Here is a 17,424-nt window from a genome sequence, read left to right on the forward strand (position 1 = left end):
GTAGACTGATAAATTAAAATAGAAGAGAGGAATAAGGTATGAATTTTTATGATTTTGCTGCTAATAAGATGAATGGAAAAGAAATAAAGATGGAGGAGTACAAAGGGAAAGTTATTTTAATAGTAAATACAGCAAGTAAATGTGGCCTAACCCCACAATTAGAAGGACTTGAAAATCTATATAAAGAGTATAAAGATAAAAATTTTGAAATACTTGGATTCCCATGCAATCAATTTGCTAATCAAGACCCAGGAACAAACAAAGAAATTAGTGAATTTTGCTTAATAAATTATGGTGTAACTTTTATGATGTTTGAGAAAATAGATGTAAATGGCCAAAAAGCACATCCAATATATAAGTTTTTAAAGGAAAATGCAAAAGGAACTTTTGGAAGTGAAATTAAATGGAATTTTACTAAATTCTTAATAGATAAAGAAGGAAATGTTATAAAAAGATATGCACCTATAACTACACCAGAGAAGATAAAAAGTGATATAGAAAAATTATTATAGATTTAATTTAATAAAATAATTGAATTTGTTGGAGGGATATTTTGTGAGTGAAAGATATGATTTGGCGATAATTGGAAGCGGACCAGCAGGTTTGTCAGCTGCGTTAAATGCAAAAATTAGAAAGAAAAAGTTTATTATTTTTGGAACTAATGAATTAAGTGCTAAATTGACTAAAGCAGAGAAAATAAATAATTATCTAGGTTTCTATGGTAAAAGTGGAGCAGAAATAAGGGATGAATTTGTTAAGCATTTAGATTTCATGGATATAAGTATAAAAGAAGAAAAGATAAACAATATTTATGCCATGGGTGATTATTTTGCACTAATGGTAAATGAAAAAATGTATGAAGCAACTTCTATAATATTAGCTACTGGAGTTAATTTCGGAAAACCATTTAAAGGTGAAGAAGAATTTTTAGGTAAAGGAGTAGGATATTGTGCAACTTGTGATGCTCCATTATATAAAGATAAAGTTGTTACAATAATAGCTTATAACAAACATGAAGAAGCAGAAGTGAATTTCTTATCAACAATTGCTTCAAAAGTATACTATCTTCCAATGTATAAAGAAAAGGTTGATGTTAATGAGTCAGTTGAAATAATTAAAGATATACCTTTAGAAATAATTGGTGATAAAAAAGTTAATAAACTTATACTAAAAAACTCAGAAATTGAGACAGATGGAATTTTTATTTTAAGAGATAGTGTGGCACCTGGGCAATTGGTTCCAGGATTAAAAATGGATGGAAGCCATATTGAAGTTGATAAAAAGATGAAAACTAATTTGAAAGGATGTTTTGCAGCTGGAGATATAGTTGGAGTACCATATCAATACATAAAAGCTGCAGGAGAAGGAAATATAGCAGCACTTTCAGCTGTTTCATATATAGACGAAGTTAGTAAAAAATAGAGAGAAGGAAATTAATATGGTAAAAGTAATTGAAGAAAATGTATTCAAAAGTGAAATAAGTGAAGGAATTGTGGTAGTTGACTTTTTTGCCACATGGTGTGGACCATGCAAGATGCTATCACCTATATTGGATGATTTATCTGCAGAAATGGAAGGGAAAGTTAAATTTATAAAAGTAGATGTAGATAGTTGTACAGAAATTGTTAATGAATATGATGTTTCTAATATACCTGCTGTTTTCATATTTAAGAATGGTGAAAAAAAGGATGTATTAGTTGGATTTTCCCCAAAGGAAAATATTAAAGAAAAAATAGATCTTTATTTATAAGGCAAAAGGTATATATTGCAATGATAGATGGTTGTAGATTTCTTTTAGAAATCGTTAAGTTTTGAACAATTATTTTTTGCAACATATATAATTAGCCTCAAAATTAAAATATAGATAATAAGTAAAAAATAAAAATTTATATATAAAGGAGAAATGAAAAATGATTTATGATTTTAATGTAAAAGCAGTTAGAGGAAGAGAAGTTTCAATGGAGGATTATAAGGGAAAAGTATTACTAATTGTTAATACTGCTACTGGATGTGGATTTACACCACAATATGAAGGTTTGCAAAAATTATATGACAAATATAAACACAATGGATTTGAAATTTTAGATTTCCCATGTAATCAATTCTTAGAACAAGCACCAGGAAGTGATGAAGAAATAGTTAGTTTCTGTCAATTGAAGTATAGAACAACTTTTAAGACATTTTCAAAAATTGATGTAAATGGAGAAAATGCAAGTGATTTATATAAATATTTGAGAGAACAAGCTCCAAAGGCTGCAGAAGATGAAGCATCAGAAGGTCTTTATGATAAGTTGAAAGGATATGGTTTTTCTACAGATGGAGATGAAATAAAGTGGAATTTCACTAAATTCCTTATTGATAAAGAAGGAAACGTAATTGAAAGATTTGCACCAACATATGAACCAGAAAAAATTGCAGAAAAGATTGAAGAATTACTTAAAAAGTAGCTCACCTTATTTTCTGAGATTATCATAATTATAGAAAAGAAGAAGCTCTTTGTAGGAAGCTTCTTCTTTTTTTTATAGTTATTTGTAATAAGAATGTAATAAAAATAGGACTGAAATATTTAATACCTTATTGTATTAAATATAAGAGAGGAATTTATTTGGTAATTAAATATAAAATTAATATATATATTCAGATTATTATTTATTCTATTGATAATGAGAATTAATAATTGAAATATATTAAAAAGGTACCAAAAACAATAAAAATATTTGTATTATATATCGAGAGGGTAGGAAATATGATGAAAAAAATGTTATTTTATCATATTTTACAATAATAAGGAAGTTTGATCAAACGGATTTTAGATTTAAGGCACATACACAATATTTTGATAATAATTTTAGTTAATATAATTAAAAAATGGAGGGATAATTATGATAAGAAGAGCAAATAAAATAACATCTTTAGTATTAGCAGCGGCGGCAGTGGTATCAATGGTGCCAGCATATGCAGCTGATGTAAAAAAAGTTGAATCAAAGGATGGCACGATATATGGTGCAGTAGCATATAAAAATGGAACAGCTGTAATTGATGCAGAAGTAAATGATAATGATGGAGTTTACTTATATAAAGATGGAAAATACAATAAATTAAATGATATAGATTCTGGTTCAGATTTAGCTGCATATGGAACAAAATATGCAAAAGTTGACGATGGTTCAGATTATAACGTAGATTTAGAAACTGGTAAAGTTTTAGATGATAATATAGTCTCAGATGATGAAGATGATGCAGCATCAGCATTAAGAAAGAGAATTAAAAACGAAGATAGATATAGTGATACTAAAATAGGTAGTGCTTATGGAGATAATGACATTGCAGATTTAACTTTAATCGATGGAAATAAATTTGGTGGTAATTGGTATGAAACAGCGTATGCAGTAGATTCATCTCATAAGACAAGCAATCCAGTTGGAGTACCTCTAAATGCTTATACTATATTTACTGATGCAAAAGGAAATTATATTGATGCAGATTACAATATAGGAAAAATAAAGGTATCAACAACTAGTGCTGGAATAGTAGGTGTAAATCAAGTGACAACATCAGCAGCTGTAACAATTGAAAATACAAAAGATGGTTATAAATTGAGAAATAGCAATGATACCTATGCAGCAATTACTCAATCAAGAGTATTAGGTCAGGATAAAGATAATATTTATAGATATGCTAAAATAAATGTATATTCAGTAGCTGATTCAAATGGATACTTCAATATAAATGGTAAGCCAATGGCTAAAACTGGTGTAGCTACATTTGGAACTAGTACTGTTGATTATATAACATTAGATGTTATACAAAAAATATCTAAGAAGCAAGATTCAAGTGATATTAATGGCGGGAAATATGCTAACAGTGTAACTAATTATATACTAACAAATGATGATGGTGGAGCAGCAACAAGTGACAATCTAAGCTTCAGAAACTTTGTATTGAATTTTGATAATTATTCAAAACAATCTAATACTGTTGTAGGAGCAAGGGTTATTAGTGGTAAATTAGTTCTATTTAAAGTTGATAATTCTTCAAATTTAAGTGGCGATAATGTTATGATTCAAGCTGCTACTTTGAAAAATAAGAATGGATATTACTATGCTGATTCTGAAAACCAAAATACAATTCAAGCAGAATATAGTAAATATTTAGATAAGGTAGCGTTTGATACAGATGTAGATGGAAATATCTATATAATAGATGGTGGATATATTAAAAAGTTTGATGGAACTGATGATTGGAATAAACTTTATAAGGTAGATGGATCTCTAGATGCATTATCTGTTTATGATAAAGATGACATGGTTGCTTGGAGCCAAAATGATGAAGTGTATTCAATAATAGGTGAAAAGAAATCAGATGATAATAAACCAGATGTGGATACTCCGGTAGTAACTGTTGGATGGGTACAAGCTAGTGATGGGTCTTGGTCATACAATAATGCTGATGGAAGTAAGGCTATTGGATGGGTTCAAGATGGTTCAAACTGGTATTACACTAATGGCGCAGGTGTAATGCAAACTGGCTGGTTGAATTTATATGGTACATGGTACTATTTAAATCCAACATCAGATGGTACTAGAGGTGCAATGAAAACTGGATGGCAATATATTGGAGGTACATGGTACTACTTAAATCCAATATCAGATGGTACTAAAGGTGCAATGAAGACAGGATGGCAATATATTGGTGGAGCATGGTACTATTTCAATTGGTCAGGTGCTATGTTAGCTAATACAACAGTTGATGGATATGTATTAGGAAGCAGCGGAGCGTGGATTAGATAACTAATACATTGTAGATATATTATTTGCACAAAAAACTAATACAAATATATTTAATTTATGCCTGCTCTTAGCAAAAATTAAATAAGTTATTTATTAATATTACGTTCCTATAATTTTAATAATTCAGAATATTGCTGGAAACTTCGGTTTCCAGCATTTTTTTTGATTTATAATAATATTGGAAAGAATACATTTAACTAGGCTATAATATAGATAAATAAATTTTGCAATGAAATAACTTAAGTAAGGAAGGATGTTTATTTTGAGGATATTGCATACAGGAGATTGGCATTTGGGTAAAAATTTAGAAGGTATAAGCAGAATGGATGAGCAGGAAGAATTTTTAAATGATTTTGTCGAGATTGTAGAAGAAAATAATATAGATTTAATAATGATTGCAGGGGACGTTTACGATAGTTCTAATCCTCCAGCAAGAGCTGAAAAAATGTTTTATGATACCTTAAAGAGATTATCTAAAAATGGAGAGAGACTTACTTTAGTTATAGCAGGTAATCATGATAACCCTGACAGATTAGTTGCAGCAGGACCTCTAGCAAGAGAACATGGAATAATTATGGTTGGAACGCCTAAAACGGTAGTTCCCTGTGGTGACTATGGAAAACATAAAATATTGGACTCGGGAGAAGGGTTTATTGAAATTGAGATAAATAATGAAAAGACTGTTATATTAACAGTTCCTTATCCAAGTGAAAAGAGATTAAATGAGGTAATTTATAATTATATGGAAGACGAAGAGGAAAAGGCCCAATCATATAGTGAAAAAATATTCTCTTTATTTGATTCATTAAAAAGTCATTATAGAGAAGATACTATTAATTTAGTGATATCACATTTATTTGCTATGGGGAGTGAGGAAAGTGGTTCAGAAAGAAGTATTCAATTAGGAGGAACTTATATTGTTGATGGAAATTGTTTTCCGAAGGAAGCTCAGTATATAGCTTTAGGCCATGTACATAAGCCCCAAGTAGTTCCAGGGACAAATAAAAGAGCTAGATATTGTGGTTCACCAATTCATTACAATAAGAAAGAAATTAATTTTGAGAAAAAATGCTATATTGTCGAGGTTAAGGCCAAGGAAGAAGGTAAAATAGAAGAATTAAATTTAAAAGTATATAAGCCTATAGAAATTTGGAAATGTGCAGATATAGACGATGCCATAGCCAAATGTGAGGAAAATAAGGCTCGCAAGTGTTTTGTTTATTTAGAAATAGAAACTGATAGATATATTAGAGAAGATGAAATAAAACAAATGAAAGAATTAAAAAAGGATATTTTAGAAATAATGCCTAAGATTAAAGGAACAACTGAAGAAGAAGTTGATTTCAATTTAAATGAAAAATCGTTCGAAGAAATATTTATAGATTTCTATACAAAAGAAAGAGGAACAGCACCAGAGGAAGATGTGGTAAGTTTGCTTTTATCAATTATTAATGAAGAAGAAGGGGAAATAAATGAGACCAGTAAGATTGAAGATTAGAGGATTAAACAGTTTTATAGATGAGCAGACTATAGACTTTGATAAATTAACTGATAGAGGTTTTTTTGGCATTTTTGGACCAACAGGTAGTGGGAAATCAACAATTTTAGATGGAATAACTTTAGCGTTATATGGAAACTTGGCTAGAAAAAGTTCTAACTTTATAAATACAAATTGTGATAGGTTAAATGTTAATTTTGAATTTCAAATATCAGGGAGTGAAACTAGAAAATATATTATTGATAGAGAATTTAGAAGGAAAAAAGATGGAAGTATAAATTCTGGAAAATGTAAAATTGTTGATATAACAGATTCAGAAGAAGTTTTGGCAGATAGCGTTAAGAATATGAATAAGAAAGTTGAAGAAATAATAGGTCTTAATTTAGAGGATTTTACAAGAACGGTTGTATTGCCACAAGGTAAATTTAGTGAGTTTTTAAAACTTGAAGGTAAAGACAGACGGGATATGTTAGAAAGGCTATTTAATTTAGAACAATTTGGAGATAATTTAACAAGAAAATTAAACACTAAAATAAGTAAAGAAAGAACAGAAAACAGTGTTTTAATTGGTCAGCTAAGTGTTTATAGTGACATAAGTGATGAAAAGTTAAAGGAAAAACAAGCTGAGTTACAGTTGACTATACTTAATTTAGAAAATTTAAAAAAGGAATTAGATAACATTGAGAAGAATTACAAAGAAAATGAAGAATTATGGAAATTACAATTAGAATTGTTGGAATATAAGAATAAGGAAAAACTTCTAAAGGAAAAAGAAGAAGAAATAAATAAGGATATAGAAAAAATAAGACTAGGAGAAGCTGGAGAAAAAGTTATACCCTATATAAAAGCCTACGAAAATACTAAAAAGGAATTTACCAAAAATGAAGTAGAATTTCAGGACCTAAAGGTAAAGATTGAAAAGATTAAAGAAGAACAAGAAAATATAGAAAAATCATGGAATGAAATAAAAGATAAGAAGGAAAATAAACTCCCACAACTAATGATACAAGAAGAAAAAATTAAAAATGCAATTGAAGAAAAAAAGTTATTAGAAAAAATATTAGCTGAAATAAATATGTTAATGACACATATTGAAGAAGTTAAAATCAAATTGGAAAAAGGACAGAAAGATCTTATTGAAATAGAAAATGAAATTAAAATAAAGGATAAGGAAATCAAAGAGGATGAAAAGAGATATGATGAAATAAAAATTGATGAACTTATCAAGGAAAAGGTACAAGAAGGAATACTTTGTGAAGAAAAAATCAGCAGTTTAAAAAATAATATTAGTAAGGATACAGAAAAGAAAGCTAAAATTGAGAAAGAAAATGATGATATTATAGCAAGTGGTAAAGCCTTAAAAGAAACAATTGAGGAAGCTACAAAAGAATTAGAAGAAAAATTAAATCAACATGAATATTTACTTAATAATCCGCCAGGAGAACAAAAAGATTTATTAAATTTAAAACAGGTCATACTTGAAAATGAACAAAATTGGTCAAATTTTAATAAATTCACTAATGAAATAGCTGCGTCAAAGAAAGAAATAGTAAAATTAAATACTGAAATTGAAAAGATTCAAATGGAAGAGGCAAAGAATAATCAAGAATTAGAAGAGTTAAAAGCAAAAGAAAAGGAGATTATGACAGAAAATATTGCTCATACTCTTAGAATGGAACTGAAAGATGGAGAAGCATGCCCAGTATGTGGAGCTATTCATCATATTAAAGAAAACATAAAAGTTTTGTCAGCAACAGATATCAGTTTAATTGAAAATAAAATTAAAGAAAAAGAAGAGTTTATTAAAGTTGTTAATAATAATATTATCGAAAATCAAACAAAGGTTATTACTTTAAATGAGAAAATTTCTAATAATGAAAGTGAAATAATTAATATTGGAAGTGAATTTAAAGAAAAAACTTTAGAAAAGCTTCAAGAAGAATTTATAAATCTGGAAAAAGCTTTGGAGAATTATAATAAGGATAAAGAAGGTTTAGATAAAATTATTAATGAACTTAAAAATAATATTAATATTAAGAATGGAGAAATAAATGAACTTAGAGCTGTGGTAAGAACTAATATGAAACAGCTTAAGGAATTAGAGGAAAATATTAAAGTTAATACTCAAGAGTTTAACGAATTAAATAATAATGTGAATTTGTTAAAGTCTGAAACTTTAATAACGAATTTTATTGAAAAAAATGAAGAAATTAAGGCGGTTGAGAAAGAAAGAGAAAGATTAGCAAAAAAGATTAAGGAAAATAGAGTAGCAATTGAAAATTTAGAAAATAGAAAAGAAAAATTAAATAATGAGGTTATTTCTATAAAAGAACTATTGGTTAAATATAATGCTGACTTAGCAGCATACGAAAAAAATAGAGATGAAAAACTTTTGGCTATAAGAAGTAAAGTCAGTGAAGAAAGTAACTTAGATAACATGCTTAGTGAAGTACAAGAAAATATAAAAAATATAAATGAAGAATTTTTTAGTGCTCAAAAAAACAAAGATAGAATACAGAAGGAATTTACGGATAATAATGAAAAGCTTATTGATGTAGGCAGCAAATATAAAGAATTAATCAAGAGAAAGAAAGATGAAGAAGCACAATTGGAAGTTTCAATAGATAGTGAGGGTTTTAAGTCTTTAGAAGAGGTAAAAGCAAATCTGATAGAAAAGGAAGAAATTAATAAGTATAAAGAAAAAATAGATGATTATAGAGAAAATTTATCAAAGGTAAAGGGAACAATTGAAAGTTTACTTAATAAGATTGATGGTAAGACGTTGAATGAAGAAGACTATACAAAAGTTAAATTATTAAAAGAACAAAAGGAAATAGAGTTTAGTTCAGTTAATGAAAATAAGATAAAAGTTGACGAAGAACTAAAAAAAATAAAAATTAAACTTAATGAGCAAAGGGAACTTTTTGAAAAAAAGAATAAGTTGGAACACAAATTAGCTTTACTCGGAGATTTAGAAAAGTTATTTAAAGGAAAGAAATTTGTTGAATTTGTAGCTATCAATAAGTTGAAATATATTTCAATTGAAGCTTCTAAAAGGTTGAGAGAAATTACCCATGGAAATTATGGATTAGAAGTAGATGAGAATGGTAAGTTTATGATTAGGGATTATAAGAATGGTGGAGCAGAAAGGGATTCATCTACTTTATCAGGTGGAGAAACTTTCATAGCATCACTATCTTTAGCACTTGCTTTGTCGGCACAGATCCAATTAAAGGGAACAGCACCATTAGAATTGTTTTTCCTTGATGAAGGCTTTGGAACTTTGGATGATGAATTGCTTGAAGTTGTTATGGGTTCATTAGAAAGGATTCATAATGAAAAATTAAAGGTTGGAATAATAAGTCATGTAGAAGCTATAAAAAATAGAGTACCAATTAAGCTTATGATTACACCGGCAGAATGTGGAATGGGTGGAAGTAAAGTTAGAATTGAAAGAAGTTAGAAATGGAAAATGAGCATTAGAATATTTGAAAATCTAATGCTCATTTTATATGGATTTAAATAAATTTATGTTTTAACCTAATATTTGTTTTAAATCTTCATCAGGAGTACTGATTGGTTTTATATCAAAATTATCAATTAAGAATTGTAGTACATTTGGTGTTAAGAATGCAGGGAGGCTTGGCCCAAGATACATTCCTTTGACACCTAATGAAAGTAATGCTAAAAGATCAGCAACAGCTTTTTGTTCATACCAAGAAAGTATTATTGATAAAGGTAAATCATTAACTCCGCAATTAAATGCATCAGCCAAAGCTAAAGCAATTCTAACTGCTGAGTAGGCATCGTTACATTGTCCAACATCTAGTAAACGAGGAAGTCCAGCAACTTCACCAAATTCTAATTTGTTGAAACGATATTTTCCACATGCCAATGTAAGAATAATAGAATCCTTTGGAACTTTTTCAGCAAATTCAGTATAATAATTTCTGCCTGGCTTAGCTCCATCACAACCTCCGATTAAGAAGAAATGCTTAACCTTTCCATCTTTAACTGCATTTATTATTGTTTCAGCATGGCTTAAGGTTGCTTTGTGGCCAAAACCAACAAGAATTTCTTTAACTTCTTCGTCCTCTTTGAATCCACCTAATTCTAAAGCCTTATTTATAACTTCTGAAAAATCCTTATGTCCATTTTCATCTTTTTCTATATGTTTAATTCTATCCCAGCCAACTACACTTGTTGAGAAAAGTCTGTCTTGGTATGAATCTTTTGGTTTCATCAAGCAATTAGTAGTCATTAAAATGCATCCAGGAATGTTATCAAATTCTTTTTGTTGATTTTGCCATGCACTTCCAAAATTACCTACTAAGTGCGGATATTTGTTTAATTCAGGATATCCATGAGAAGGTAACATTTCACCATGAGTATAAATGTTTATACCTTTACCTTCAGTTTGCTGTAATAACATCTCTAAATCCTTTAAATCGTGTCCGGAAACTATTATAAATGGTCCTTTCTTTATGTTTACATTAACCTTTGTAGGTGTTGGTGAACTATAAAGACCATTATTAGCAGTGTCCAGAGTTTCCATGATTTTAACGCTCTTTTCTCCAGTTTCAACTAATAACTTAATTAAATCATCAAGAGTTAAATCGTTATCAGTTAAAGCAGCTAAAGCTTTGAAATAAAAATTATCTACTTCATCACTACTATGTTTTATAAATCTTGCTTGATGTGAATATGCTGAAATTCCTTTTAAACCATATTTGATAGTTTCTCTAACTGAACGGATATCAGGATTTAAATTCTCATCATACATGATTCCAGCTTTTTTAGCATCTTCAAGCATAGCTTCAGTGGAAGCAGCTAGATCATATAAAGCTTCAGGAGCTTTTATGCCGTCAGTACTTACTTTTTTTCTTAGAGCTTCTTTAATTTCTTGAGATTTTTTTAGTTTAGTCAAATGAGCAGCAGGGTCAAAATTAACATTAGTTAATGTCATAAATAATGAATCCTCGACAAAAGAAACTATTGTTTTATCAATTACTTCACCCTTTTTTATAAGTTCATTAGCGTAAATACTAATTCCCTTTAATTGATAAATTAATAGATCTTGCATAGCTGCAATTTCAGGCGTTTTTCCACATACTCCTACTTTTGTACATCCTTTACCGCCAGCAGTTTGTTCACATTGAAAACAAAACATTTCTTGAACCATAATATCAATCCCCTCACTTATGATTTTTTTGAATATTCTCACTATTATTTTACACTAAAGATGTTAATAAATACAATAAGATATCAAAAAAAAGGAATAATTTTGTATGTTGAGGGAATTTTATAGTATTATTGCTTGAAAAAACTATTAAACATTAAGGTTTTCTAATTAATAATACTTTAATTAAAGTTATAAACTAAAAAGCTTCTTTATTTCTTCATATTTTTCATGAGTAAGTAAAGCATCTTTTTCTGTATTTTTTAGTTTAACTATATAGGTCCATCTGCCGTAAGGATAGATTTTTGTTATTAAAGATAAATTTATGATGTATGATTTGTGACTCCTAAAGAATTGAGAATGATCCAATTTTTCTTCTATTTCTGATAAAGAAATAGAAGTAGTGAAACTATCACTTTGTGTATATATAACGGTAGAACTATCCTCTCTTTGAATTAAGACTATTTCCTTTGTATCTACAAAGCTTATACCTTCCTTATTTTTTATCATAAGCTTATCGAGACCTTTTTCATGTTTTATTATTTTATCTATACCATCTTCATAGTTTGGTTTATTTAATGTTTTAATTCTATCTAAAGTATGAAGCACTCTTTCTATTTTAAAGGGCTTTACCAAATAATCGAAAGCATATAGCTGGAAAGCATCTGACATATATTCTTGATGAGCCGTTGCAAAGATGATTATAGTTTTTGGATCTATATCTGTTAGTATTTTAGCACAATCAATTCCGTTACAACCAGGCATTTCAATATCAAAGAACACCACTTCAGGGCGATGCTCTTTGAATATTTTTATAGCCTCTTCACCGTTATCTGTATCACCAACAACCTCGAAGCCACTAGATTTATCTAATATTTTTTTTATTATGGTTCTCATTCCTTGTTCGTCATCAACTATAAGCACTTTTATATTCATATAAAATTCTCCTAATATTTAAAATCTTCGTCTTTGCCTTCTGGTTTTACTTCTTGGTTTACCAACTATTTCAGAAAGGATAATAGCTTGTTGAAGCTTAACCGATGTAAGTTCTTGAGTAATAGAATCAATAACACCTTGTGGATTTGAAGAAGCAGATTGCTGTTTATTATAGCTAGAGTTAGCTTCAGTATAGTCTTTATTATCACCTACTGGAATACTAACATCTGATGCTCCGTTATCATCTTCAGGCCTTAAGGAAGTGCTAATGGTAAATTCGTTTTTTGGAAGAGTGCCAAAAGGGTATTGAAAATTAACGCGTAGTCCTATTTTATCATTTGTAATAAAAGAATCTTTAAGGGCAGTTAAGGTACTCTTGAATATTTCATTAGATTTCATCTTTTTAACCTCCTAGGAGAAGAGTTTTTATTTCATTTTTTTATTATCATTATTAGAAATCTGAGTTTTATTGCCAGCGCTGGATATTGAACTTCTCATACTTGTATCTGCAATAACATTTTGCATGTCATAATAATCCATTATTCCAAGCTTTCCTTCTCTAAGAGCATAAGCCATTGCCTTAGGTACTTCAGATTCAGCTTCTACAACAGCAGCTCTCATTTCATGTTCTTTAGCTACTGCCATTGCTCTTCTTTCTTCAGCTTTAGCTTGTGCTATATTCTTATCAGCTTCTGCTTGTAAGGTTTGAAGCTGTGCACCTATATTTCTTCCTACATCCACATCAGCAATATCTATAGATAGAATTTCGAAGGCAGTACCAGCATCTAAGCCTTTACTTAATACAGTTTTTGAAATTGCATCTGGATTTTCTAATACTATTTTATGACTAGTAGAAGATCCCACTGTAGTTACTATACCTTCACCAACCCTTGCTAAAATAGTTGCTTCACCAGCACCACCAACTAGTCTTTCAAGGTTAGCTCTAACAGTAACTCTTGCTTTAACTAATAGTTCAATACCATCTTTTGCAACTGCTGAAACATTTGGAGTTTCAATTACTTTAGGATTAACACTCATTTTAACAGCTTCTAAAACATCTCTACCAGCTAAATCAATTGCAGCTGCTTTTTCAAATTGCAAGTCTATATCGGCTCTATGGGCTGCAATTAATGCATTTACAACATTATCAACATTACCACCTGCTAGATAGTGAGCTTCTAATTGATTAACAGTTAATCCCATGCCAGCTTTTGTAGATTTAATAAGTGGGATTACAATTTTTGAAGGTACAACTCTCCTTAACCTCATACCGATTAAGTTAAAGATACTTACTTGGACATTTGCTGCTAAAGACGATATCCATAATCCTATTGGTATAAATGTTATAAATAAAAATACTAAACATACGACTGCTATTGCTACAATAATTAAATTAATCATTAATAATCTCTCCTTTAAATTAATATTTTTTAACTAGTAATTGGTCAATTTTGATTAAAATTGACAAGTTAATTAATCTTTAGTTTTTTTCACCAATAGCTTTACACCACTAACTTTAAATATTTCAACCTTAGTGCCAGAAGAAATATACTCTCCATCAGAAATTACATCAAATTTTACTCCATCTATATCGATCGAACCAGATGGTCTTAAATCAGTAAGTGCAATTCCTTTTTTACCAAGTAAATAGTCTAAATCAGAAGAGCTAATATATCCATGTTCCTTTCTTTGTACATCTGGTAATATTAACGGTTTGAAAAATTTACCTTTAGTGAAAAAAGTCAGAACTACACCGAGCATAATTCCGAGGATGGCTAAGATTCCTAATGTCATAACTAAACCTTCTGCGAAATTTTGAGCTGTTAGTGCGACTGCTAAGATTAAACAAATGGCACCTAGAATGCCTGGAATTCCAAAGCCAGGAATGTGCATTTCTAAAAATACAAGACCAAAGCCTATTATTAACAATAATAAGGTTAAAAGCGTTATATCAGGTAAAAATGTGCTCATGTTTTTGTACCACCTTTCATTTCAGATTTAGTGTATGATTAACAATAAACTGTTATGCTTCTATATGTTTATATTAACTCTATTAAAAAAGAATGATAAGATAAATTTTCTGAATTATACACTTTTAATTCTAAAATGTCATTTGATATAGATTAAAGAAGAAATTGAAGAGCATAATTTAAATTAATTTCAAGATTAATTATTTTTTTGGAATAACTACTTCAAAGGAAGTTCTTTGAATTGTCGATATAACAGAAATTGTACCAGAAAAGTTTTCAATAATTTCTTTAACTATAGCGAGTCCCATACCATCTCCTTTGTTACCTTTAGTGGTAAAACCTGCATCATATATTTTATCTATAATATCTTTAGGTATCATATTTCCATTATTTGAGATGTTAATTCTAATATTTTCTAAGTCTTCTGAAAATTCCACTAGGATGTATTTATTATCAGGCTTTTCTTTTAAAGAAAATATAGCATTGTCTATTATATTTCCAATAATTCTACAAAACTCCCAAGGTTCAATATTAAGGTATTGTAAATCACTTTTTATTTCCAGTTCCATGTCTATATTATTTTTTTCAGCCACTTGTAATTTTGCTTGGAGTAGTGCATTTACAGCAGGTTTTGAGGTCTTCAAAGCTTTACTAACTCTTATTATGTCTTTATAAACTGGCTCTATATATCTTCGTGCTTCATCATATTCTTCAAGTTCCATCAATGAATAAATAACTTGAATATGATTTAAATAATCATGTCTTTGAGTTCTTAATGTTTTGTTAAGTGCTTCAAGATAATTTAATGTATCGATTAAATTATTATTCCCTTTTTTAAACAAAAGATTATAAAATATTATGCCAGTAATTATGCTATTAACACCTATGCTTATAGCGATAACATTAAGAATAAAATTACCTTCAATCATATAAGGATTCTTGTATTTGTAATATATAAATAATGTAATAGAAATTATTTGTATTAAATTTAAGAATATAGATACCAATACTATCTTAGATATGTTATACACTTGTTTTTTTATTGCCATGAATTTTCACCCCCTAATATATAAATGAAAAATATATATTAAAATATTTTGTTTATATTAACATTGTAACTTATTAAAAAAAGTTTGGATAATTTTTGAAGTAAAAAAAATAAATTTATTTATACACTAGTACTTTTATGAAGTGTTATAATAAAGTGAACTTAACAAAACATTATGATAAAATTTTATATATTATAACGATAAAAGTATTTTTAAACACCGGTAAATATTGTATACTATATAAGAGAACAAAACAGAGAGGGGATTAAAAATGAATTATAAAGAAAAATACAATTTATGGATTGAATCTGATGTTATTAATGAGGAAACAAAAAATGAATTAAAGAGTATATCTGATGAAAAAGAAATTGAAGATAGATTTTATCAAGACCTTGATTTTGGAACTGGTGGATTAAGAGGAATTATTGGTGCTGGAAGTAACAGAATGAATATATATACTGTTGCTAAAGCTACACAAGGATTTGCTGATTATTTAAATGCAAATTTTAAGGAGCCTTCACTAGCAATAGCTTATGATTCAAGAAATATGTCTAAAGAGTTTGCTAAAGCAGCTGCCTTAACTTTATGTGCAAATAATGTGAAAGTATTTCTATATGAAAGTTTAAGACCAACTCCAGTATTATCATTTACAGTTAGAGAGTTAAAATGCGCTGGTGGTATAGTAGTAACAGCCTCTCATAATCCAAAAATATATAATGGGTATAAAGTATATGATGAATTTGGTGGTCAAGTTACTGATGAAAAAGCTAACATAATAATTAATTGTGTTAATGCTGTAGATGATTTTTCAAAAATTAAAAGTATAGATGAAAAAGAAGCTTTAGAAAAAGGCTTATTAAAATATATTGGTGAAGATGTTGATAGAGCTTACTATGATAGAGTTAAAGGTTTAACTATAAGAACTGATTTAGTTAAGGAAAAAGCTGATAATTTAAATGTAATTTATACTCCAATTCATGGCTCAGGGAATGTTCCAGTAAGAGCTGTGTTAAAGGAATTAGGATATAGTAATGTAAAAGTAGTCAAGGAACAAGAAGCTCCAGATGGAAACTTCCCAACAGCGTCGTATCCTAATCCAGAAAATCCAGATGTATTTAAGTTAGCTTTGGATATGGCTAAAGATGAAAATCCAGATATAATATTTGGTACAGATCCAGATTGCGACAGAATTGGTGTTGTAGTTAAAGACAGTTCAGGAGAATACAAAGTTTTAACTGGTAATCAAACAGGTTTACTTTTAACTCACTATGTATTAAGTTCGTTAAAAGAAACTAATAAATTGCCTCAAAATGGTGTTGTTATTAAAACAATAGTAACGACAGAAGGTGCTAGAAGCATTGCAGAAGATTTTGATATTGAACTTATGGATGTATTAACTGGTTTTAAATATATCGGTGAAAAAATAAGAGAATTTGAAGATGCCGGAAACAAAACTTATTTATTTGGTTTTGAAGAAAGTTATGGATATCTTGCAGGTAACTTTGTTCGTGATAAGGATGCTGTAATAGCTTCGATGTTAATATGTGAAATGTGTCTTTATTATAAACAACAAGGAAAGAGTCTTTATGATGCATTAATTGATTTATATGAAAAGTATGGTTATTTTACAGAAAATCTTGTTTCTATAGAATTAAAAGGAAAAGAAGGTCAAGAAAAAATAGCTAGTTGTATTGAAGCAATGAGAAATGACCCACTAAATGAAGTAGATGGGGTTAAAATTGTTAAAAGATTAGACTATAAACTAAGCACAGAGGAAGATACAGTAAATAATACAAAAACTACTATTGACTTACCTAAGTCTAATGTATTAAAGTACATCTTAGAGAATGGTTCATATTTTGTTGTAAGACCATCAGGAACTGAACCAAAGATGAAGGTTTATTTAGCAGTAAAGAGCAATAGTTTAGATAATGCAGGTAAAGATATTGCAGAATTTAAAGAAAAAGTAATGGAAAAAATTAATGCAAAATTAAGCTAATAT

Annotated in this window: 14 protein-coding genes; 8 read left to right on the forward strand and 6 right to left on the reverse strand. The window is 28.8% G+C overall.

Features of this window, described 5'->3' with window-relative positions; all coding sequences use genetic code 11:
• The first annotated feature begins 38 nt into the window (after nt 1-38).
• The 7 genes from CSPA_RS05165 (at nt 39) to CSPA_RS05195 (ending at nt 9,751) form a co-directional block, all read left to right on the forward strand.
• Nucleotides 39-512 carry a glutathione peroxidase gene (locus tag CSPA_RS05165; protein WP_015391156.1) on the forward strand — a complete coding sequence of 158 codons (474 nt, stop codon included), beginning with the start codon at nt 39-41 and terminating at the stop codon, nt 510-512.
• 43 nt (nt 513-555) lie between these two features.
• Nucleotides 556-1,422 (forward strand): NAD(P)/FAD-dependent oxidoreductase, encoded by an 867-nt coding sequence (locus CSPA_RS05170; RefSeq protein WP_015391157.1) that lies wholly within the window; start codon nt 556-558, stop codon nt 1,420-1,422.
• Nucleotides 1,423-1,438: 16 nt separating this feature from the next.
• On the forward strand, nt 1,439-1,750 hold the full coding sequence (gene trxA / locus CSPA_RS05175) for a thioredoxin (RefSeq protein ID WP_015391158.1): 312 nt from the start codon (nt 1,439-1,441) through the stop codon (nt 1,748-1,750).
• 160 nt (nt 1,751-1,910) lie between these two features.
• Entirely contained in the window at nt 1,911-2,447 is a 537-nt protein-coding gene (locus tag CSPA_RS05180; RefSeq protein WP_015391159.1) for a glutathione peroxidase, read from the forward strand.
• Nucleotides 2,448-2,882: 435 nt separating this feature from the next.
• Nucleotides 2,883-4,790: an N-acetylmuramoyl-L-alanine amidase family protein gene (locus CSPA_RS05185; RefSeq protein WP_015391160.1), complete on the forward strand. Its 1,908-nt coding sequence runs from the start codon at nt 2,883-2,885 to the stop codon at nt 4,788-4,790.
• Between the two features lie 262 nt (nt 4,791-5,052).
• The gene (locus tag CSPA_RS05190; protein ID WP_026106441.1) at nt 5,053-6,288 is read left to right on the forward strand and encodes an exonuclease SbcCD subunit D; all 1,236 of its coding nucleotides are present in this window, start codon (nt 5,053-5,055) and stop codon (nt 6,286-6,288) included.
• Entirely contained in the window at nt 6,263-9,751 is a 3,489-nt protein-coding gene (locus CSPA_RS05195; protein WP_015391162.1) for an AAA family ATPase, read from the forward strand. The genes CSPA_RS05190 and CSPA_RS05195 overlap by 26 nt, the downstream gene beginning before the upstream one ends.
• A gap of 72 nt (nt 9,752-9,823) precedes the next feature.
• On the opposite strand, the gene hcp is transcribed toward CSPA_RS05195, so the two are convergent.
• The 6 genes from hcp to CSPA_RS05225 all read right to left on the reverse strand — a co-directional run bounded on the left by hcp (nt 9,824) and on the right by CSPA_RS05225 (nt 15,422).
• Nucleotides 9,824-11,470 (reverse strand): hydroxylamine reductase, encoded by a 1,647-nt coding sequence (gene hcp / locus CSPA_RS05200; RefSeq protein ID WP_015391163.1) that lies wholly within the window; start codon nt 11,468-11,470, stop codon nt 9,824-9,826.
• 189 nt (nt 11,471-11,659) lie between these two features.
• Nucleotides 11,660-12,403 (reverse strand): LytR/AlgR family response regulator transcription factor, encoded by a 744-nt coding sequence (locus CSPA_RS05205; RefSeq protein ID WP_015391164.1) that lies wholly within the window; start codon nt 12,401-12,403, stop codon nt 11,660-11,662.
• Nucleotides 12,404-12,421: 18 nt separating this feature from the next.
• Entirely contained in the window at nt 12,422-12,802 is a 381-nt protein-coding gene (locus tag CSPA_RS05210) for a hypothetical protein (RefSeq protein ID WP_015391165.1), read from the reverse strand.
• A 27-nt stretch (nt 12,803-12,829) separates the two neighbouring features.
• On the reverse strand, nt 12,830-13,804 hold the full coding sequence (floA, locus tag CSPA_RS05215) for a flotillin-like protein FloA (protein ID WP_015391166.1): 975 nt from the start codon (nt 13,802-13,804) through the stop codon (nt 12,830-12,832).
• 72 nt (nt 13,805-13,876) lie between these two features.
• A complete protein-coding gene (locus tag CSPA_RS05220; RefSeq protein WP_015391167.1) occupies nt 13,877-14,374 on the reverse strand; it encodes an NfeD family protein in 498 nt (165 codons plus the stop codon).
• A gap of 199 nt (nt 14,375-14,573) precedes the next feature.
• On the reverse strand, nt 14,574-15,422 hold the full coding sequence (locus CSPA_RS05225; protein WP_015391168.1) for a sensor histidine kinase: 849 nt from the start codon (nt 15,420-15,422) through the stop codon (nt 14,574-14,576).
• A 271-nt stretch (nt 15,423-15,693) separates the two neighbouring features.
• Here CSPA_RS05225 and CSPA_RS05230 point away from each other — a divergent pair, with 271 nt between their 5' ends.
• The gene (locus CSPA_RS05230; RefSeq protein ID WP_015391169.1) at nt 15,694-17,421 is read left to right on the forward strand and encodes a phospho-sugar mutase; all 1,728 of its coding nucleotides are present in this window, start codon (nt 15,694-15,696) and stop codon (nt 17,419-17,421) included.
• Nucleotides 17,422-17,424 lie beyond the last annotated feature (3 nt).

The organism is Clostridium saccharoperbutylacetonicum N1-4(HMT) (genome assembly GCF_000340885.1).
In the GTDB taxonomy this organism is placed as follows: Bacteria; Bacillota; Clostridia; order Clostridiales; family Clostridiaceae; genus Clostridium; species Clostridium saccharoperbutylacetonicum.